The organism is Paenibacillus cremeus (assembly GCF_007786445.1).
Classification (GTDB): domain Bacteria; phylum Bacillota; class Bacilli; order Paenibacillales; family NBRC-103111; genus Paenibacillus_G; species Paenibacillus_G cremeus.
The window spans coordinates 216,147-235,401 of sequence record NZ_VNJI01000003.1; the positions used below are offsets into that span (position 1 = coordinate 216,147).

19 protein-coding genes are annotated in these 19,255 nt (G+C 47.1%); 18 read left to right on the plus strand and 1 reads right to left on the minus strand.

Translation table 11 applies throughout. The features are described 5' to 3' along the window. The first annotated feature begins 2 nt into the window (after window positions 1–2). The 5 genes from FPZ49_RS04085 (at window position 3) to FPZ49_RS04105 (ending at window position 5,866) form a co-directional block, all read left to right on the plus strand. Entirely contained in the window at window positions 3–614 is a 612-nt protein-coding gene (locus FPZ49_RS04085; RefSeq protein ID WP_144843664.1) for a flavin reductase family protein, read from the plus strand. Between the two features lie 260 nt (window positions 615–874). After that, complete coding sequence (locus FPZ49_RS04090) at window positions 875–2,002, plus strand: NADH:flavin oxidoreductase (protein WP_144843575.1); 1,128 nt, start codon at window positions 875–877, stop codon at window positions 2,000–2,002. Window positions 2,003–2,305: 303 nt separating this feature from the next. Then, on the plus strand, window positions 2,306–3,715 hold the full coding sequence (locus FPZ49_RS04095) for an FAD-dependent oxidoreductase (protein ID WP_144843578.1): 1,410 nt from the start codon (window positions 2,306–2,308) through the stop codon (window positions 3,713–3,715). A 49-nt stretch (window positions 3,716–3,764) separates the two neighbouring features. After that, window positions 3,765–5,177, plus strand: a complete 1,413-nt coding sequence (locus FPZ49_RS04100) for a hypothetical protein (RefSeq protein ID WP_144843581.1) — start codon at window positions 3,765–3,767, stop codon at window positions 5,175–5,177. A 107-nt stretch (window positions 5,178–5,284) separates the two neighbouring features. Next, window positions 5,285–5,866, plus strand: coding sequence for a histidine phosphatase family protein (locus tag FPZ49_RS04105; protein ID WP_144843584.1), 582 nt, complete (start codon window positions 5,285–5,287; stop codon window positions 5,864–5,866). A 17-nt stretch (window positions 5,867–5,883) separates the two neighbouring features. On the opposite strand, the gene FPZ49_RS04110 is transcribed toward FPZ49_RS04105, so the two are convergent. Then, a complete protein-coding gene (locus FPZ49_RS04110) occupies window positions 5,884–6,702 on the minus strand; it encodes a helix-turn-helix domain-containing protein (protein ID WP_144843587.1) in 819 nt (272 codons plus the stop codon). A gap of 151 nt (window positions 6,703–6,853) precedes the next feature. On the opposite strand from FPZ49_RS04110, the gene FPZ49_RS04115 reads away from it, so the two are divergent. The 13 genes from FPZ49_RS04115 to FPZ49_RS04175 all read left to right on the plus strand — a co-directional run bounded on the left by FPZ49_RS04115 (window position 6,854) and on the right by FPZ49_RS04175 (window position 18,825). Further along, the gene (locus FPZ49_RS04115) at window positions 6,854–8,161 is read left to right on the plus strand and encodes an ABC transporter substrate-binding protein (RefSeq protein WP_144843590.1); all 1,308 of its coding nucleotides are present in this window, start codon (window positions 6,854–6,856) and stop codon (window positions 8,159–8,161) included. Between the two features lie 72 nt (window positions 8,162–8,233). Then, entirely contained in the window at window positions 8,234–9,118 is an 885-nt protein-coding gene (locus tag FPZ49_RS04120) for a sugar phosphate isomerase/epimerase family protein (protein ID WP_144843593.1), read from the plus strand. A 109-nt stretch (window positions 9,119–9,227) separates the two neighbouring features. Beyond that, the gene (locus tag FPZ49_RS04125; RefSeq protein WP_144843597.1) at window positions 9,228–10,001 is read left to right on the plus strand and encodes a Cof-type HAD-IIB family hydrolase; all 774 of its coding nucleotides are present in this window, start codon (window positions 9,228–9,230) and stop codon (window positions 9,999–10,001) included. A gap of 160 nt (window positions 10,002–10,161) precedes the next feature. Continuing rightward, entirely contained in the window at window positions 10,162–10,770 is a 609-nt protein-coding gene (locus FPZ49_RS04130; protein ID WP_144843601.1) for a DUF1349 domain-containing protein, read from the plus strand. Between the two features lie 106 nt (window positions 10,771–10,876). After that, window positions 10,877–11,884 carry a DUF3231 family protein gene (locus tag FPZ49_RS04135; RefSeq protein ID WP_144843604.1) on the plus strand — a complete coding sequence of 336 codons (1,008 nt, stop codon included), beginning with the start codon at window positions 10,877–10,879 and terminating at the stop codon, window positions 11,882–11,884. Window positions 11,885–12,235: 351 nt separating this feature from the next. Next, window positions 12,236–13,468: a serine hydrolase domain-containing protein gene (locus FPZ49_RS04140; RefSeq protein WP_144843667.1), complete on the plus strand. Its 1,233-nt coding sequence runs from the start codon at window positions 12,236–12,238 to the stop codon at window positions 13,466–13,468. 249 nt (window positions 13,469–13,717) lie between these two features. Beyond that, complete coding sequence (locus tag FPZ49_RS04145) at window positions 13,718–14,743, plus strand: DUF3231 family protein (protein ID WP_261381230.1); 1,026 nt, start codon at window positions 13,718–13,720, stop codon at window positions 14,741–14,743. Window positions 14,744–14,772: 29 nt separating this feature from the next. Continuing rightward, on the plus strand, window positions 14,773–15,189 hold the full coding sequence (locus FPZ49_RS04150; RefSeq protein ID WP_315899157.1) for a hypothetical protein: 417 nt from the start codon (window positions 14,773–14,775) through the stop codon (window positions 15,187–15,189). 759 nt (window positions 15,190–15,948) lie between these two features. Then, on the plus strand, window positions 15,949–16,401 hold the full coding sequence (locus tag FPZ49_RS04155) for a MarR family winged helix-turn-helix transcriptional regulator (protein WP_144843611.1): 453 nt from the start codon (window positions 15,949–15,951) through the stop codon (window positions 16,399–16,401). A 25-nt stretch (window positions 16,402–16,426) separates the two neighbouring features. Then, window positions 16,427–16,945, plus strand: coding sequence for a GNAT family N-acetyltransferase (locus FPZ49_RS04160; protein ID WP_144843614.1), 519 nt, complete (start codon window positions 16,427–16,429; stop codon window positions 16,943–16,945). A 73-nt stretch (window positions 16,946–17,018) separates the two neighbouring features. Further along, complete coding sequence (locus FPZ49_RS04165; RefSeq protein WP_144843617.1) at window positions 17,019–17,630, plus strand: FMN-binding negative transcriptional regulator; 612 nt, start codon at window positions 17,019–17,021, stop codon at window positions 17,628–17,630. 194 nt (window positions 17,631–17,824) lie between these two features. Further along, window positions 17,825–18,241, plus strand: coding sequence for a hypothetical protein (locus FPZ49_RS04170; protein WP_144843621.1), 417 nt, complete (start codon window positions 17,825–17,827; stop codon window positions 18,239–18,241). Between the two features lie 137 nt (window positions 18,242–18,378). After that, on the plus strand, window positions 18,379–18,825 hold the full coding sequence (locus FPZ49_RS04175) for a cell wall hydrolase (protein WP_144843624.1): 447 nt from the start codon (window positions 18,379–18,381) through the stop codon (window positions 18,823–18,825). The last annotated feature ends 430 nt before the right edge of the window (window positions 18,826–19,255 follow it).

A 19,255-nucleotide genomic window follows, 5' to 3' on the forward strand; every position in this document is an offset into this window, starting at 1 on the left:
CGATGATCGCGATAGATCCGTCTTCGCAAAGCGAGCGTGACAATTATAAGCTGCTGACCGGCAGCATTATTCCAAGGCCGATTGCATTCGTGACGACGTTATCGGCAACTGGAGTGCTGAATGCGGCTCCGTATAGCTACTTCACCATTGTCACCGCGGATCCGCCCATGGTCGCGGTGTCGGTTCAGCGTAAACAAGGTGTCCGCAAGGACACCTCGTTCAACGCGGTCACGACAGGGGAGTTCGTCGTGCACATCTCCGATGAGTCCTACATCAGAGCTATCAATACCGCCGCCGCGCCGCTCCCTCCAGAGGAGAGCGAGGTGGCGCTAGCTGGGTTGACATCAGTACCCAGCCGCGTCGTCGCCGTTCCCGGGATCGCTGAAGCGTCCATCCGCATGGAATGCCTGCTGGAACAAGCGATCCCACTGGGTGGCACCACGGATGCGCCGGCGGCCGATCTGTTAATCGGCCGAGTCGTGCAGTTCCACATCGCGGAGGGGATCATCGATTCCCGAAAGCATATCGATGCTGCCAAGCTAAAGCCGGTGAGCCGACTCGCCGGCAATGACTACGCGATGATCGGCGAGACGTTCGTCCTTGAGCGACCGTGACCGCGAAAATGGGATTGTTGACAAAGTCTTTTTCAAAATAAAGCGCTGGTGATTCACTACAATATATAGTGGATCACCAGCTTTTTTAGTTCCAGATGGTGTGACTAGAACTTTATCTCACTTCCGACAGGTATGTAAAAAGTAGTGCTATTGCAAATAATATGGTATAGTAAATTCGGAAACTGTAATAAATTATATTGCAGATTGAGTGGCGAGGCTTTATGATAGCAGAATTTATTCATAATGGAGGTAATGCTTAAATGAATAGTCAAAAAACCCAGTCTGCCTCCAAGCTAGGACCTTTATTCGAGTCCTTCAAGCTTGGTACGTTGAAGCTAAAGAACCGCGTCGTCATGGCTCCAATGACAAGAGCCTTCTCTCCCGGAGGAGTGCCGGGTCCTGATGTGGCTGCTTATTACCGTCGCCGTGCCGAGAACGGTGTAGGGCTTATTATTACGGAGGGCACCCTGATCAACGATCCGGCTGCCACCAATAATCCGAATATTCCGAATTTCCATGGGGAGGAAGCGCTGAAGGGGTGGGCTCGCGTAGTCTCGGAAGTACATGCAGCCGGCGGGCTGATTATGCCGCAGTTGTGGCATATCGGAACCGACCGTAAGGTTGGAGTGGTTCCGAACCCGGAGGAGCTGCCGATCGGACCTTCAGGCTTGGATCTTGCGACCGGGGAAAAAGTCAATGAGCCAATGAGCCAGGAAAGGATCGATTCCGTCATTGCCGCGTACGCACAAGCGGCGACGGATGCCAAACGGATCGGTTTTGACGGAATTGAGCTTCATGGCGCTCACGGCTATTTGATCGATCAGTTTTTTTGGGAGAAAACGAACCAGCGCACCGACAGCTATGGCGGAGATCTTGTGAAAAGAACCCGTTTTGCGGCTGAAATTATTGCCGCTTGCCGTCGCGCCGTGGGACCCGATTTCCCAATCCTACTGCGGATATCGCAATGGAAATCAAGTGATTACGAGGCGAAATTGGCAGCCAATCCGGATGAGCTGGCCCAATTTCTTGCTCCGCTTGTAGAAGCGGGAGTTGACGTATTTCACTGCTCGACCCGCCGCTTCTGGGTACCGGAGTTCACCGGTTCCGATCTGAATTTCGCAGGCTGGGTAAAAAAATTAACAGGCAAACCGACAATCACTGTGGGCTCTGTAGGTCTGGATAATGAGTTTATATCTTCGTTTAGAGGGGAGAGCGCAGGTACGGCGAACGTGGATACCTTGACCGAGAAACTTAACAATCAAGAGTTTGATCTGGTTGCAGTCGGCCGAGCGCTGCTGGTTGATCCGGCATGGGCGGCTAAGGTCCGGGAGGGCCGGCTGGACGAGCTGAAGCCTTTTACCCCGGAAGCGCTGCGTACGCTTTCTTGATTCTGCTGTGATTCTACCTTCTTGATTAAATATCGGGCACTCCGAGTTAGTGGGAGAGCCCGATTTTTTTTTTGTAATATCAGAATTTATTAGTTTTCAACGATCAGATATTAATAGCTTTATGATGGATTGGTTTTCTACTTTGTTCGACCTTTGGTTGAAACAAAGTACATCCCTCATGAAGTAATATTGCATGTTCAGGCCTTAGTTCGCTTCGTATAATGTAAAAGAATGATCAATCTTGCACGAGTTAGTTCATTTCTTGCTTATACACTTATAAATTGAACAGAAAGAAGGTCTAGTATGGAACATAATTCAACAAGACAAATCATTAATACGCAGGTGCTGGTGCTTGGCGGAGGCGCCGGGGGCGTAGGTGCAGCCCTTGCGGCCGCACGGGAAGGCGCAGAGACCATCCTGGTCGATCGTCAAGGCTTTTTAGGCGGGAATATGACCATCGGCTTGCCCTTACTCGCATTCTTGGACGCCCAAGGGCGTCAGGTTACCAGAGGTCTGCCTCAGGAGCTGGTGGATCGCTTGATTGAATTAGGAGGGTCATTCGGTCATAGAGAATGCCCGCTGCATAATTCAACGACGGTCATTGACCCCAATTTAATGAAAATCGTAGTGTTCGAGAAAATAAAGCAATACGGGGTACGCCCATTATTACACTGTGAAATCATTGGCACCACGGTTGTGAACGGAGAGCTGAAATCCGTCATTCTCAAGGGCAAGGGAAAAGAAATTGAAATCTTCGCCGACGTCTTCATTGATGCGACGGGCGACGGGGATGTGGCCTACATGGCCGGTGCGGAATTTGAGAAGGGGCAATATGCCAATGGAGAGACGCAGCCGCCAACGTTGATGTTTACGGTCGGAGGCTTCAATCTGGAGAAGTTCATGGATCATCTGGAAGCGCATCCGCAGGAATTGAAGCATGGATCCTCGATGAAGATTCGACCGGGGTATACGGCTGAATTTTTGCGTGCGAGTGAGAATCATGTGTTCGTCGGCTTGAAGAATACGATCTCCAAGCTCCGGCAGGAAGGCAAGTGCCCGATTGACCGCGATACGATCATTTATATTAATTTGCCAAGAGAAGGGTATATTGCTTTAAATTGTATTCGTATCTTGAATTTCGACGGCACGAAGATTGAAGAGCTGAGCCGAGGCGAGATTGAGTCGAACCTTCAAATTCTCCCTCTAATTAATATGCTCAAAGAGCATATCCCGGGCTTTGAGAATATTTACTTATCCTCCATTGCACCGTTCTTGGGTATTCGTGAGACACGCCGGATTAAAGGCTTACAGATGATCAGAGAAGATGCGGCAGTGAACGGGGTCATTCCTGAGGACACGATCGCGCTCGGTTCTTATATCATTGATATCCATAGCGGTACGGGCGACTCCACGCTGATTAAGTCACTTGCCGGGCCTTATGGCATCACCTACGGAGCTACGATTTCTAAAGATGTGAAGGGGCTTATGCTAAGCGGACGCTGCATCAGTGTGGACCCGGTTGTGTTCGGTTCCTCGCGAGTGATGCCGACATGTATGTCGGTTGGAGAGGGCGTGGGCATTGGGGCAGCCATAGCCGCTCAACAGCATATTGCGCCTGAAGAGGTTGACGTACAGCTGATTAGACAAAAATTGCGTCATTATGGAGCCATCATCTCCATGGAGGACGTTGTTCCTACGGTAGCGAAAAGTTAGAAGGTTCCATTCTTACTCAAGGCATCAGGACAATAAGGAGGAGATCGTTTTGCAGGGAGGGCAATTGACATTCTTTGGAGGCGTAGGCAAATCCGGGGGCGTACAGGTCTTCTACGGCAAAGAAGGGCAGGCGGTTTTATTCGACTTCGGTGTCGAGCACAGCAGCCTGCTGTTCCCTAAGCAGCTGACGCTGTACGAGCCGGTGGGCGCTACGCCTGGGCGTGAGCTGCGCCAGTTTCTGCTCGGCGGCATGACCGCTCCGCTGCTCGAGCTGTATGATCCAGAGCACATCCAGGGACTGAATGTAGCCAAGGTACGGCAGGTCTGGGGTGAACGGGAATTTCCGCAATACGAGCGTATTAGTCTGTTTATCGGACATATGCATACCGATCATATGGCTGTACTTCCGTATGCTCACCCGGACTTGCCTGTGTATATGAGCTTCGACTCCCATTCGTTATTCCGGGGAATGGTAGCGGGTGGACATTGCCCCGATACTAAGGCTCGAATTAACGCCTGCGATGATTTGAGCGTCATCCATTTCGGAGCATTCACGATGCAGATTGTGGAGATGGATCACAATGCGACTGGTGTCGCGGGCATTATTATTGACGACGGCGTGCATAGAATCGCCTATACAGGGGATTGGCGCCGCCAAGGGAAGCATCCGGAACGGATCGACCGGTTTATTCAGCTATGCCACGATAAGAAGATAGACCTGCTGATCACCGAAGGAACTCGCCTGACCGCTGATCCGTCGACGGTTACCTACCAGATGACGGAGAATGAGCTGCTCTCCCGTTACTCAGACATTGTTTGCGAAGCAGAGGGATTGGTGTACCTGCAGATGTCCCCTCGGGATCTTGAACGAATGGCGAACATGATTGCTATTGCGGTTCAGAAGGGGAAAAAGATCGCCATGGAAGCTTCTCATGCCGCCATCTGGCATGCTGCCAACCGGGAAGGCTTGCGTATTCTCGAAGGCCATCCTGCACATGCTGCGACTATTCAAGTCGTCGATGCCACAATGACGGCAGGCCTGTCGGTGCCTTATGAACCCATCTCCTTAGAGGAGCTTGCGGAACGGAAGGGCGAGTACGTCTACTTCTTCAAATTCCCCGATCTTGCGCAGATGATTGAATTGGAGCTGCTGGGTGATATTCAGGGACAGTCGCATTACATCCAATCGGATTACAGCGTGAAGCTGGATCATGCCGATGTGGCAAAGTATTTGAATAAATTCGGCATTACGGGTCATACCTTGTGCAACGGGGGACACGCACATCCCGAGGCGCTATCTGATATGATTGAAAAGATTGCACCTAAAGCGGTAATTACCTTGCACAGCCGTTTTCCAGAGTCGCAAAATACGCGGGGCGTGAAAGCCTATTTTCCGAAAAAGGGCGAAACGGTATCGGTATCTTCTGTTATTCAAGCGGCTGATAGAGAAGAAAACGGATAACAAGGCAGCAGCTTAGGCAGCAATAATAGTCCGGTGAGCAGCGATTCGTTCTAGCAGCGGTTCGTAGTCACCGGACTCTTAGAGTCTACAAAGGGAGAAGAGATGAGATGGCTACGATTACGTTCGTCAGACACGGCAATACCGATCACAATGTGGAGAAACGAGCTCAGGGACACACTTCCAATCCGCTGAATGAACGGGGGAGAGCGCAGGCTGCGCTAGTAGCGAAGCGGCTCGCCGAGGAGCCGTGGGACGTATTTATTTCCAGTGATTTAGTACGGGCGCACGAAACCGCCGAGTTTATTTCTGCTGCCACGGGGAAGGCCGTTGATTTGTTCGATGAACGACTGCGCGAGAGGGACACAGGCAAGATCGCCAATACGATTGAAGCCGAAAGAATCGAACGGTGGGGCGAGCATTGGAGAGAGCTGGATTTGGGTATAGAAACGCATGAGTCGATGCGTGCCCGGGGGATCCACTTTATTGAAGAGATTGCGTCGAAGTTCGCAGGCAAGAAGGTGCTCGTTGTCACGCACGGCTATTTTCTGGGCCAAACCTTGAAGGAGCTAATGCAGGACGAGTCGACGGGCCATGATCTGCGCAATACGTCCGTAACGACGGTTGCCCGCCAGGACGGGAAGTGGACCTACCTGCTGTATGACTGCGTCAAGCATCTGCCGGAGCAATAGTGAGTTGATCCTCTACCTTACACCCGGTTCAGTTCACGGAATTTCGAGGGACTTACGCTCATGAGCTGAGCGAATACCCGGCTAAAGTAGAAGCCGTTCTCGTATCCGCAGTGGGCGGCGATTTGATCCAGCGTCATGTTGGTCTCGAGCAGCAGTCCTGCCCCTTTGCGGATGCGCAGCGCCTTGACAAAATACGATGGTGTCATCCGGAACGACTTACGGAAGCGGCGTGTCAACTGTACAGGGCTTAGTCCAAGGGAGCGGGACAGCTCGCTCATTCCGAATGGGGTATAGGCATGCCGGTATAGCCACTCCGCCGCCTGGTTCATGAGCGAATCCTCCGAATCCGCGAAATTAGACAGCTCCTGCTGCTGCTGCTCTCCTTCCCAATTCTCACATGCGAGCTGCCATAGATCGTTGAGGATCATTTGCTTCCGATGAAAGCTGCGCGGGTCGGTCGTGAGATGAAGCTTGCGTAAATAGGCATAGTTGGAAGCTAAACGTTTGCCGTCCAGCGGATGCGAAAGAACAGTAGGAAGCTGCAGCGCGGGCATGAAAGGCTGGCTGCCAGCGATGTTAAAGTAAATAAAATGAAGCTCCAGCGGAGATAGCATCTCGCGCTTGAACGTGCAGCCCGGCGGACAGAAGATTAAATCCCCGGGGCCGGCTTCCCCGCTCTGCTCACCGATCCAGAAGCGAAATTTGCCCGCTGCTAAGCCGAACAGCACCCAGACGGGATAAGTGTCCTCGCTTTCTTCGAAAAATTCTTTACGCTGGAAGTAGGTATGAGAAACCATAAGCAGCTGTTGCTCCCAATATGTTGTTAGCGCTTCCACATATACCCCACCCGTCTCTTTTGATGAAATAAAGTATATTGTACATGAATAAATGCTGTATGTTCAATAACTATTTTTGTATGTACGATGAAATCAATTACGGTTGCAATCGTAAAAAACTAATTTTATAGAAGAGAAGGGTGGGTTCTCATTGAAGATCAGATCTGCATTTATTGCATTATCCTTGATGATGATGTCGGCAGGCTGCACGAACGAAGCAGCGGAGCAGAAGGGCGCTAGCGAGCAGCCTCCATCGAATCCGGCGAAGGTAGTAGACACGTCGCCCGTTACACTCAAGTTTGCCGTACATCTGCCCATTAATGATGAGTTTAAGCAGCTGTATATCGAGCCGGTCACGAAGAAGTATCCGAATATTACGTTAGAGCTAATCAGCGCCAATTCCTTCAAGCAATATGACCAGTTCATCGCAGCCGGTGAGCTTCCGGACCTCTACATTTCTTTTAACGGTAACATGCCGGGTCTCAAGGATCGCGGAATAAACATGGATATGAAGACACTGTTTCAGAACAATAAAGTGGATCTAAGCCGATTCGGTCAAAATTATCTGGATGATATCCAATATTCGGCGACGGAGAAAGGCGAGCTGTATGGCCTGCCCCTGGAGGCTGGGTTCCATGCCCTGTATTACAACAAGGAGATCTTCGATAAATTCGGCGTTCCTTATCCGAAGGACGGTATGACGATGGAAGATGCCCTGGTGCTTGCCAAGAAGGTGACACGTCTGGATAACGGCGTTCAGTATCGCGGATGGGACCTCGGAAGTATCGTCCGAATGGGGCAGCCCCTCGGGCTGGAATACATCGACCACAAGACGGAGAAAGCCATTACGTCCAGTGAAGGCTGGAAGCGAGTGTTTGAATTGGGCAAGCAGATCTATTCGATTCCCGGTAATGAGCCGTCGAAAGATGCCAATAAGAACGGCGTGAACGGGTTCGCCAAAGACCGTACGATCGCGATGCTGAATCAAACCAACATATTTTCTCAGCTCAAACAGGCGGAGCAGGAAGGGTTGAAGTGGGATGTCGTACAGCATCCATTCTATAAGGATGTGCCTAATACGTACGGCAACTCAACCGTGTATATGGTAGGAGCTGTACCGACGACCAAGCATATGGATCAGGTGCTCCAGGTAATGGAGGTGCTGACCTCGGACGAGGTACAGATGAACGTATCCAAAGCCGGCCGTATTTCCCCGCTGAAGAGCGACGCTGTGCAAAAGGTATTCGGGCAGAACGATCCTTCGCTCAAAAATAAAAACGTTAACGGTATCGTCAAGAGCAAGCCGGTCAAATATCCGATCTACTTATACAGAGAAATCGCCGAGCCTCTTACGATTAATAAGTTCGATGAACTGTTGAAAGGCACGAAGGATGTTAACGTATCGTTAAGAGAGCTGGATGAAGAGATCAACCAAGCGGTGCAAATCGAGAAGAAATAAGTAAAAATCCTATCGAAGTCGTTACCAATCAAAAATTATAACTTCTGATGTTATCGGGAAGGGTGAAATTACGTGAGATTATCCACGACGACAGGCACGTTCAGCCTTCGATTGGACGGCGGTTACACGCCGTATAAGGAATCGATTAGAAGGTGCAAAGCGGCAGGGTACGATGTGCTGGACATTAACTTTTGCCGAGCATTGACGGGTCAGACCGATCTGGTGAACGACAACTGGGTGCAGCTTGTGCATGAGCTGAGAGATGAAGCGGAGAAGCTCGGTATTGCCTTCTCGCAATCCCATCCGGTATTCTTGCCTGCGCATCCGAACAATACTTCTGCAGAAAAGCTTGAGGTTTATAACGAGATGATGCAGCGTTCGATCGTGGCCAGCTCCATCCTTGGCGTCCAGTGGGCGGTTGTTCATCCGCATGAGGATCGGGCGAAGACGGCTTTGGATTTTGACGCTTGTATAAAGGACAATGTGGAGCATTTTTCCCCGTACGTGGAGCTGGCCGTCAAGCACAATGTCGGCATTGCCTTCGAGAACATGATTGAGCGACCGACGTCGATGAGGCGGTTCTGCAGCCATGCCACCGAGCTTGCGGCGATGATCGATGTGTGGAACGAGCCGAAGGTGGGCGCATGCTGGGACTTCGGCCACGCCAACTTCCTGTATAAGGACCAGCGCTCGGCACTTCGTACGTTGGGGAAAAGGCTCAAGGCGATGCATGTGAACGACAACTATGGCAGCTCCGATGAGCATATGTTCCCCTTCCACGGGAGTGTCGACTGGCCGACCCTGCTGCCCGTGCTTGCTGAGATCGGATACGAAGGTGATTTTACGTACGAGACGCATAAGGAATTTAACGGCCTCCCTGAAGCGATTAAAGACAGCTTGGCCAAGATTGGCTATGATATTGCCGAATATTGCTTGAGTTTGGTGAATCCTTCGTAGAGGATGTGTAAAAAGCTTTACGAATTCCCTCGTTTTGTTGTTTACTAATAGGATAAGAGAAGCGGCGGCTGGCAGTGATGCCGGGCGGCTGCAGATGGGGGAGAGAGACATGGCATACAAAATTGTGTTTTTTGACATCGACGGCACATTGATTAATGAAGAGAAGCAAGTACCTCAGAGTACGCTCGAGGCGGTTAAACGGTTAAAAGAAAGCGGCGTTGAGCCGGTCATTGCGACAGGGAGAGCCCCTTATTTTATTCAGCATTTGACCGAGCAGCTTGGGATTGAATCGTATGTATGCTTGAATGGCGGGTATGCCGTTTATCGTGGCAAGCCTGTGTATAAACGTGCAATAGATAGAACGAGCATTGAAGCGCTAGTGACACTAGCGGCAAAGCACGGTCATTCGCTTGTGTTCGAGGGGGAGCACGGATATTATGCAGACAGAGCGGATCACTTTTTTATAACTGAAGCCGTTACCTCTCTGAAGGTGAACTTGCCGGGTGTTGACCCAGATTTTTGGAAAAACAACGAGGTGTTTCAGCTGTTCCTGCATTGTGAGCAAAGCGAAGAGCACCTCTATGAGGAGCTGGTGCAGGAGCTGACGCTCATTCGCTGGCATACGAAGGCGATGGATGTGCTGCCGGCTGGCGGCTCCAAGGCGCAGGGCATTGCCGCAATGCTGAAGGAGCTTAGCCTGAAACCGGAAGAGGCGGTTGCCTTTGGCGATGGGCTGAATGATAAAGAAATGTTAGCCTATGTCGGCCTCGGTATCGCAATGGGGAACTCCCATCCGGATCTGCTTCCGTTCGCGGACAAGGTTACGACGCATGTGAATGAAGATGGCGTGAAGAACGGCTTAGTGATGGCTGGACTTATCTAAAATTAGAGCCCCGCAGATAACCATGACGGTTGTTTTGCGGGGCATAGTTTTTACGAAAAGGGTAAGAGGATTTGAACAAAATCGTTTTCTCCTCTGATATAATCACACTAGATATACACTATGTTATATATTCTATATGGATAGGTGGCGATGGTTAGGGATGAGCCTTTTTAATAATTGCGTGGGGAAGAGTCTAAATGCTTCTCTTAAATGGATTAATGAACCGCATGAATGGGGATTTTCTGAACAACATTCACTTATGATTACCGCGCCACCTCGTGCAGACTTCTTCCATAATCCAACACAGGAAAGTAGAAAGCATTCTGCTCCATTCCTATATACGACAACAAATGAAAATTTTATTTTAACCACACGGGTTAGCGTAGACATCCGTGACCGGAATGACTCCGGATGCCTTATGGTAATGGCAGACGAGAATAACTGGGCCAAGTTATGCTATGAGGATTTTAGAGGTCGACCTTCCATTATTAGTGTTGTAACTAAAGAGATTTCGGATGATTGTATCGGTGACTATATCGGGAATACAAACCCCTTCTTAAGAGTATCTCGATATGATAATTGTATAGCTTTTCATTATTCGCTTGATGGGAATGAATGGGCATTAGTGCGGTATTTTGGTATGAATAACATGCATAGTTTAAAAGTCGGTGTAGTTGCCCAGAGTCCAGTTGGTGATGGATGTGTAGTGCAGTTTGATTACTTACACCTCCTTCCTAATACGAATATAGATGTAAGAAATATAAAATAAAACAAATCTTTCGACATTGGAATCAGATTTCCAGAATTTTGTATAACAAATCTCCCTAATGGAAAAATAAACTTAGCTAATACATGCTAAGGAGTGCTCGATGAGTATGGACCATAATCCAAAGCTAACATCATCAGAACTGGGTGTTTTGTGGAATGCATATATGCAAAACACGGCAGTTCTTTGTTTCGTTAAACATTTTGACAAAAATAATGAAGATCAAAGTATTGACGCCTTGATAAAAACAGCACTAAATAATATTCAGTTTGCCGTTGAAGGATCAAAACAAATTTTTGAGATTGAAAAGTCACCTGTTCCGTTCGGATTTAATGAGAGTGATGTAAATCTAGAGGTCTCACGTCTCTATTCGGATCTATTTGCATTACGTTATATTAAATATATATCTGCAGTAGGAATCGCCGCTGCAGCGGTATCACTTGAGCTATCTGCAAGGACAGATGTAAGAACGTATTTTACAAAGATTATCGAGTCGCTATCTTCTCAATATAATTCTGCTTCTGATTTGCTTTTGCAAAAAGGGGTGTTCATTCGTTCGCCTATTATCCCAGTTCCTGAGAAGGTCGAGTATATACAGGAAGAGAGCTTTCTATCCGGGGTTTTCGGTCGCCACAGACCAATTACCGCTGTAGAGCTTTCTCATGTCTCGAAAAATTTGGAAACCAATTCGATTGGACGGACATTTATTTTGGGATTTTCTCAAATCGCTCAATCGATTGAAGTTAAGGAATATTTCACAAGAGGCAAGGAAATTGCGGAAAAGCATGAGGACATTTTTAGAGAAATACTCTTAAAAGATGATCTGCCTTTACCAAGCGTATGGGATTCCACTATCTCCCATACGACTACCCCAATATTCTCCGACAAGTTAATGATGTTCCATGTGGCTACATTAAATGCCACGAGTGTATCGAGCTATGGAGGAGCCATTGCGGGCAGCTTAAGAAAAGATTTAGGCGTTCAGTATATGAAATTGTTAACGGAAGTCATTGAATATGCGGATGACGGGGTGAAAATAATGATTAAAAACCAATGGCTGGAGCAACCGCCCCAAGCTCCTGATCGTGTAGCCCTTCGAAGGAATATGACAATTTAATTCGACAATTCTGGTCTTTGTCAAAAAAGGAGCGCCTCTGTATGATGGGTTTGTCCATGGGTTTGAAACCCAACACCATCAAGGGAGGCGCTCTTGTCATGAGGTTTAAGCGAAGCAGACGGACCAATCAAGGGATAGAACAAATTACCAAAAACGTTTCATGCAGAGGGTCAATATATATGAAATGGAGATTAATTATGAAAAGGGTGCTGATCACCGGGGCAATACGGGAAAATATTGGGACATCGCGTATGTCGACATATCATGTCAATCAATTAAGCCTATACTCATATTGCTATATTCGGCAACTATTGCTACCATTTTCTGGAACGAATAAAGGAGGTAAGGATGATGGGACAAAGCAACAGCGGCTTCTCCGAAAAAGGACTATGCAGATTGCGCGACGTGCTGAAACGGCATGTTGAATCAGGGAAGATTCCTGGGCTTGTCGCCCTGGTCAGCCGATACGGTGAGACGCACGTCGAAGCGATCGGCACGATGCGCCATGATGGTGGCGCGCCGATGCGCCGGGACACGATCTTCCGAATGGCCTCGACTTCAAAACCGGTTTCAATCGCAGCGGCGATGATCCTGATCGACGATTGCAGGCTGCGGCTGGATGACCTGGTAGAGACGTGGCTGCCTGAACTCGCCGACCGGCGGGTGCTGAAGCGGATCGACGGCCCGCTGGACGACACCATGCCGGCGCGGCGGCCGATCACCGTACGGGACCTGCTGACCTCCACATTCGGGCTCGGCATGGATATGACCTCGCTGGGCACTCCGATCATGGGCGCGATCTTCGAGCAGGGGCTCACGCCCGATCTACCGGAGCCGATGCCCGAGCCAGATGAGTGGATGCGACGACTTGGCAAGCTTCCGTTGATGCACCACCCCGGAGAGCGCTGGCAGTACCACATTAGCAACGATCTACTCGGCGTGCTTGTTGCCAGGGTCACGGGCGAGTCGTTTGAGACGTTCCTGCGCAAACGCATCTTCGACTCCCTGGGCATGAAGGACACCGGTTTCCACGTGCCCGTCGACAAGATCGACCGGCTGCCGCCCCTTTACGCCCCCGATTCGCAGACCGGAGAGTTCATTGTGTGGGACGAGGCCAGGGGAGGACGCTACAGCCAGCCTCCGGCGTTTCAAGGCGGCGGCGGTGGGCTGGTCTCCACCGTTGATGACTACCACGCTTACTTCCGGATGCTGCTGAATCACGGGATGCACAAGAGCGAACGGATCTTGTCCCGACCCGCCGTCGAGCTGATGACCACCAACCGCCTCACGCACGAGCAACAGGCCGCCCGAAACGCCATGGCCGCCAACAACGTCCATGTATCATTCGGCCAAGGGCAGCACGGAGGCTGGGGCATGGGGATGGCGGTGCGCACCTATCGCGGCGACTACGCGTCCATCGGCCAGTTCGGCTGGGATGGCGGAAGCGGCACCTCGACCTACGCCGATCCGGACAACCAACTCACTGGAATCCTGCTCACCCAGGTCGGAATGTCCACCCCGGATTCAGCACGGCTTATCCATGACTTCTGGACCACGGTCTACCAGGCAATCGACGAAGACTGACATCGAGACCGCACCTGGAACGGCTGCCCCCAGTTGCCCTTTTAAATATTAATCTTAGCCTCGTAGCCCGTTGCTGCGGGGCATTTTTTTGCCATTGAATCAAAGGGCAGGAGAACGCAGGCAAGCAACAAATGATTTGTTGATCATGCGTTGCGTTATGACAATTCCATTAGAAGATATTACATAATAAGTTCAAAATCATGGAAATCTAAAATAAACTGGATCACCCTGATAGGAGACCAAAGATAAATGAACCGAGATGAAAAAATAATGGAAAGTAAACACGATATTCGATTAACTTCTGGTGAACTCACACCCTTATGGACAGGTTATCAAGGCGATAGTATGGCGAATTGCGTGCTCAAATACTTTTTGAATAAAGTTGAAGACGCGGAAGTGAAACCAATTGTTGAGTATGCACTTGGATTGACCGAGGAACATATGGAATTTAAAAATTCACTATTTAGAAATGAAAAGTTTCCTATCCCTCTTGCCTTTACTGATAAGGATGTTAACATTGACGCCCCAAGACTATTTTCGGATGGTTTTATGCTGCTTTATCTAAGACATATGGGTATTGCTGGTTTAACAGCATATTCAATGGTATTAGCAAGCAGCTCAAGAAAAGATATACGCGTATTCTTTAATCATAATTTGAAGACCGCCGCTGAGCTGCTAGAAAAAGCAACCACTACCCTCCAATCTAAAGGTTTACTTCCTAGAAGTCCTTATATTCCGTATCCTGATTCTGTTGAGTTTGTACAAAAAGAAGGCTGGTTAAATGGGGTATTGGGTGACCGTAGACCCCTTAATAGTTCAGAAATAACACATCTCTTTTTAAATATAATGACTAACAGCGTAGGTCAAGCATTAATGCTAGGTTTTTCTCAAGTAGCAAAGTCAAAGGAAGTTGTTGAATATATTTTGCGCGGCAGAGATATTTCCTCTAAACACATTGAAGTATTCAGCTCAGTATTACGCGATGACAAATTGCCGGCACCTATGACTTGGGAATCAGATATATCCAATTCTAAGGAAGCTCCATTTTCCGATAAGCTTATGCTTTACCATACGGTCTTCCTTACAGCCTTAGGTTTAGGGAATTATGGAGCAGCTCTTGCAGGAAGCACTAGGAGGGATTTAGCAGCTTTATACCTGCGGCTTACAGCAGAAATAGGAACATATGCAGATGACGGTGCCGAACTCTTGATAAAGAATAAATGGATGGAGAAGATGCCAGGTGCGATAGAACGTGATGCCCTTCTATCCGTTTAACGGTGATGTATATGGTTAGGGGACAGAAGTTGGAAAGGCTTATGTGGAGCATCGCACTTCCCGGTTTTGGACAATTATTGAATAGGAAGTATATTAAGGGTGTATTATTGATTGCACTAGAAGTAATGATCAACCACCAATCTCATTTAAATAAAGTAATACAAAGTAGTTTTACAGGGGACATCGCTGGAGCCATCGCAGAGGCGGACTATCAGTGGCTGATGTTCTACCCTTGCGTTTACATGTATGGAATTTGGGATGCTTACCGTGATGCAGACGAAGAACCAAAGCCATTCGCCTTTTTTCCATTCGTTTTTGCTGCTTTTTTTGCAACTGTGGGCTTGATCTATTCTCCCTATTTGTTAGGACCAGTGTGGCTAACATTAGTTTTCTGTTTTATTGGTGTGGGAGTGGGGATTTTTCTTGAGAAAATGTTCAGCCAATAAGGGCGTTACTTGGCATTGAGCTAAAGTACGATAAAGTAATTCAGGGGCTGCCGCGACAACGAACGGCAGCTTTATTGTGCTAAATGGCAGGATAACGTAACCTACATGTGAAAAGTCGTAAAACTACTGCGAGGCTGACCGAAAGTTACCAGGATGTTAAACCCAGACATTTGCAACACTAGCAGGTGCCTAACGGTGAGTCGGAATTCAATCTGAAAAACGATATTCACGCAGCCAATGTCGTGTTTGGCTCCCCGATCCAGTTATGGCAGGTTCCTCGCAACGTGTATGGCAAGATGCGGGTCAGTCTCGCGGAATTAAACGAAGAGTAGCGCCATGCGGCGCCATCGGTCAATATTTATATCGCCAACTAGAAGAAATGAATGAAAGCTGGGCGAACAATCGGCATTGGCCTAGAGGAGAAATGTGGACCCTGGGGGGATTCACCTGCCGTGGGATTGCTGCTGCACGATCTGCCCTATGATTATGATTGGATGCCTGCACCCCGCATAGCTTCGGACATGACCTATGTCCATGGTCAAACCGATAGACGAATAGCGGGAATCAATACGAGGTATGCGTGATTGAGAAGTAAACGGTAACGACAATTGAATACAACACAACATGGAGCCGCCGCAAGGTTAGCTCCTCTTTGACGTTCATCGAATATTTTATGTTGCAAATGCAACAATAACACATTAAATTTAGTGTATGGTTATTTATTGTATTTGCAACAAAATATGAATATAGGAGTTAATTATGAAGGAAATCCTACGTGAAATCGGGATGATTGCAAGGGCGTTAGACTCCATAAGCAATATCGAATTTAAAGAATACGACCTGACAAAAGGGCAGTATTTGTACCTTGTTCGAATATGTGAAAACCCAGGAATCATTCAAGAAAAATTAGCTGAAATGATTAAAGTAGATCGAACTACCGCAGCTCGTGCAATTATTAAGCTTGAAATGAACGGCTTAATTGAAAAGAGAGCTGATGAACATAACAAAAAAATAAAAAAATTGTTTCCGACGGAAAAAGGGAACGCTGTATTTCCTTTTATCAAAAGAGAAAATGATTATTCGAATAGCGTTGCATTAGCGGGATTTTCCGAAAGTGAAGCAGAAACCATTTTTTATCTTCTTCAAAGAGTGAGAAAAAATATAGAAATTGACTGGGATTTTGTAAAGAAGGGGAACAAGCGAACTTATTGATTTGGTAAAGGGGAGATATTCCAAATTGACTGTAAAATTAAAACAATGCACTAGTGAAGATTTAAAAATACTACAAAATATAAGTATTGAGACATTTTACGATACGTTTAAAGATCAAAATTCACCTGAAAATATGGAAGCTTATTTGAAAAGAGCATTTAACTTAAATCAGTTGGAAAAAGAATTGTGCAATGTCTCTTCGGAATTTTATTTCATTTGTTTCCATGAAGAACTTGCTGGATATTTAAAGGTTAATATCAATGATGCCCAAACCGAAAAAATGGGTAATGAATCACTCGAAATAGAGAGGATTTATATTAAATCCAATTTTCAAGGAAACGGACTTGGAAAATACCTGCTAAACCAAGCGGTGGACATAGCCATCGGACAAAACAAAAGGAAGATTTGGCTAGGCGTTTGGGAAAAGAATGAGAACGCAATTGCCTTTTATAGAAAAATGGGTTTTGTTCAAACGGGAGCTCACTCATTTTATATGGGTGATGAAGAACAAATCGATTTTATTATGACCCAAACGCTGATCTAACGAGCAGGTTATTAAGTAAACGAAGTGCAGTGACAGATTGGTACATTTAAAATAATGAGGAGGAAAGGACCATATGTATATACCTTCGCATTTTGAAATTAAGGATAGATCCATTGCCTACAGGATAATGAGGGAAAATAGTTTTGCTACATTGTTCTCACAACATGACGGAGCGCCCTATGCTACCCATTTGCCATTAATTCTTGATGAAAATCATATGTACCTATACGGGCACTTTGCTCGTCCCAATCCTCAATGGAAGGACATTGGGAATCAAACTGTGCTAGCTGTATTTCATGGTCCTCATTGTTATATCTCTCCTTCTTGGTATGAGACGAATTTGGCCGTTCCAACCTGGAACTATGTGACTGTCCATGCATACGGGGAAGTCGAGCTTATAGATGACGAAAATGAGTTAATGGTTTCCTTAAATGATATGGTATTGAAGTACGAATCTCCTAATAGCTCCTACAGCTTGAAGGACATAGACCCCGGTTTTCTGAGTGGTTTGTATAAAGGGGTTCAAGGCTTTAAATTGAAAATTAACAAAATAGAAGGGAAAGCAAAGCTAAGCCAAAATCATTCCATCCAACGTCAGGAATTGATTATTCAACAGCTTGAAAGAATCAAACATACAGACGAGCAAAAAATCTCATCTCTGATGAAACAAAGTCTAGGACATTAAGCGGATCCGATGGCTTCTGACATGTAAGATAAGAACATGAAGCGAGAGGAAGGTAGCGTTATTTGGTCTTATACGGTCGATTTATTCCGTGATTTATCTCCGGGGGCGCGATAATTACCACTACACAGCTCATTTGAGTACCAGGACTGACACATTAGAATACGCGTGGAGAAGAGTGGGGGAGGGGATCAACAATGAAAAATAAAAAGTGGGCAATATTGGTTATTGTCGCACTCTTCATTGTAACTTCAACTGGTTGCTTTGGGTCTAAAAAAAATGATGACTTTTCGGAAATAAGTAAAAGTTTAGCCCAACATTCTAACCAATTGAAAGATGAGCTAGGCGTAACATTAGTTGGTTATGCCGCTGACCCAAAAGAGAATGTATTCAAAATTGGAATAGGCTATGACTCGGCATTGACAGAAATAAGATTAAAACAAATCATTGAAGAATATCTGTCTAATTCCGTTTCGACAATCCAGGGAAGCGACTGGCATCAAAGACTCAAGCCCTATAACCTGATAATTGAACGTATAGGAGATGTTAAAACAAACTTCCCCATTTTAGCACATAAAAATGAGCGAGAGACTGATTTGACCTGGGTGAACTGAAGAAAGTTAACTAAATTACTTGAATAAGACCACACAAACCTTGGCTGGCACGGCGATGATTACTCTCTAATTTGCCAGAGTAACACTTCCGCTTCATCTACAATATGATGAAACTAGAAATCTAAAGAGGTGAGCCAATGGCAGTCGTAAAAGCCAGAAAACAGGATATTGATATGTTGGCAAGGTTGCTTCGAGCTGAAGCTGAGACCGAAGGCGAAATGGGCATGCTCCTTGTTGGAAATGTTGGCATTAACCGAATAAGAGCGAATTGCTCCGATTTTAAAGGAATCCGGACAATTCCTCAAATGATCAACCAGCCGCATGCATTCGAAGCGCTGCTTCATGGGATGTACTATCAAAACGCAAGAGAGAGGGAACGCCGTCTGGCGCAACGGGTTGTGAATGGGGAGCGGAATTGGCCAGCCGAATTCTCCCTATGGTATTTCCGTCCAGGAACGTTCGAAAATCCCGGACCATGTCCGCCAACTTGGTATAATCAGCCGAACGTGGGACGATGGAAGAAGCACTGCTTTTATCAACCGACCGTGAAAGAATGTGAAAATGTATATAATACGTTTGGTTGACAAGAACTTTATCACATTAAGTGCCGCGTAAATGGGACCGTTGACAAAGTCCTCGGCTAATTAAAACGCTGATGATTCACTACAATATATAGTGGATCAACAGCGTTTTTAATTCCAGATGTTGTATCATCCAAAGATGAATTGCCCTTTGTCAACAGTCCCTAAATCGCGGCTTTTTTGGTTTTAGTGGAAGTTGAGCCTGTCGATCGACGAGCATGTCAAGTAGACAGTGGCAGGAATCACCATGAACAAAGGGCCTTAGTCCGGTAGAAAACCGAACTAAGGCTGCATAAGGATCCTTCTTAAAAACTGTCTACTTGACGGGGGGAAGTTCAATATTAGCTGCTGCACAAATTGTGATGAATCAAAGTATAAAGTTTCCCGAGTCTACCGGGACGAGGAATCATAAAACATATTTAAGGGCACCTTC

What these genes read in the sequence shown, in the direction of transcription:
- FPZ49_RS04140 (WP_144843667.1), top strand. Translation starts at nt 12,236, where the DNA reads ATGGGACAAAGCAACAGCGGCTTCTCCGAAAAAGGACTATGCAGATTG.
- FPZ49_RS04145 (WP_261381230.1), top strand. Translation starts at nt 13,718, where the DNA reads ATGAACCGAGATGAAAAAATAATGGAAAGTAAACACGATATTCGATTA.
- FPZ49_RS04090 (WP_144843575.1), top strand. Translation starts at nt 875, where the DNA reads ATGAATAGTCAAAAAACCCAGTCTGCCTCCAAGCTAGGACCTTTATTC.
- FPZ49_RS04130 (WP_144843601.1), top strand. Translation starts at nt 10,162, where the DNA reads ATGAGCCTTTTTAATAATTGCGTGGGGAAGAGTCTAAATGCTTCTCTT.
- FPZ49_RS04095 (WP_144843578.1), top strand. Translation starts at nt 2,306, where the DNA reads ATGGAACATAATTCAACAAGACAAATCATTAATACGCAGGTGCTGGTG.
- FPZ49_RS04105 (WP_144843584.1), top strand. Translation starts at nt 5,285, where the DNA reads ATGGCTACGATTACGTTCGTCAGACACGGCAATACCGATCACAATGTG.
- FPZ49_RS04175 (WP_144843624.1), top strand. Translation starts at nt 18,379, where the DNA reads ATGGCAGTCGTAAAAGCCAGAAAACAGGATATTGATATGTTGGCAAGG.
- FPZ49_RS04170 (WP_144843621.1), top strand. Translation starts at nt 17,825, where the DNA reads ATGAAAAATAAAAAGTGGGCAATATTGGTTATTGTCGCACTCTTCATT.
- FPZ49_RS04155 (WP_144843611.1), top strand. Translation starts at nt 15,949, where the DNA reads ATGAAGGAAATCCTACGTGAAATCGGGATGATTGCAAGGGCGTTAGAC.
- FPZ49_RS04085 (WP_144843664.1), top strand. Translation starts at nt 3, where the DNA reads ATGATCGCGATAGATCCGTCTTCGCAAAGCGAGCGTGACAATTATAAG.
- FPZ49_RS04125 (WP_144843597.1), top strand. Translation starts at nt 9,228, where the DNA reads ATGGCATACAAAATTGTGTTTTTTGACATCGACGGCACATTGATTAAT.
- FPZ49_RS04135 (WP_144843604.1), top strand. Translation starts at nt 10,877, where the DNA reads ATGGACCATAATCCAAAGCTAACATCATCAGAACTGGGTGTTTTGTGG.
- FPZ49_RS04165 (WP_144843617.1), top strand. Translation starts at nt 17,019, where the DNA reads ATGTATATACCTTCGCATTTTGAAATTAAGGATAGATCCATTGCCTAC.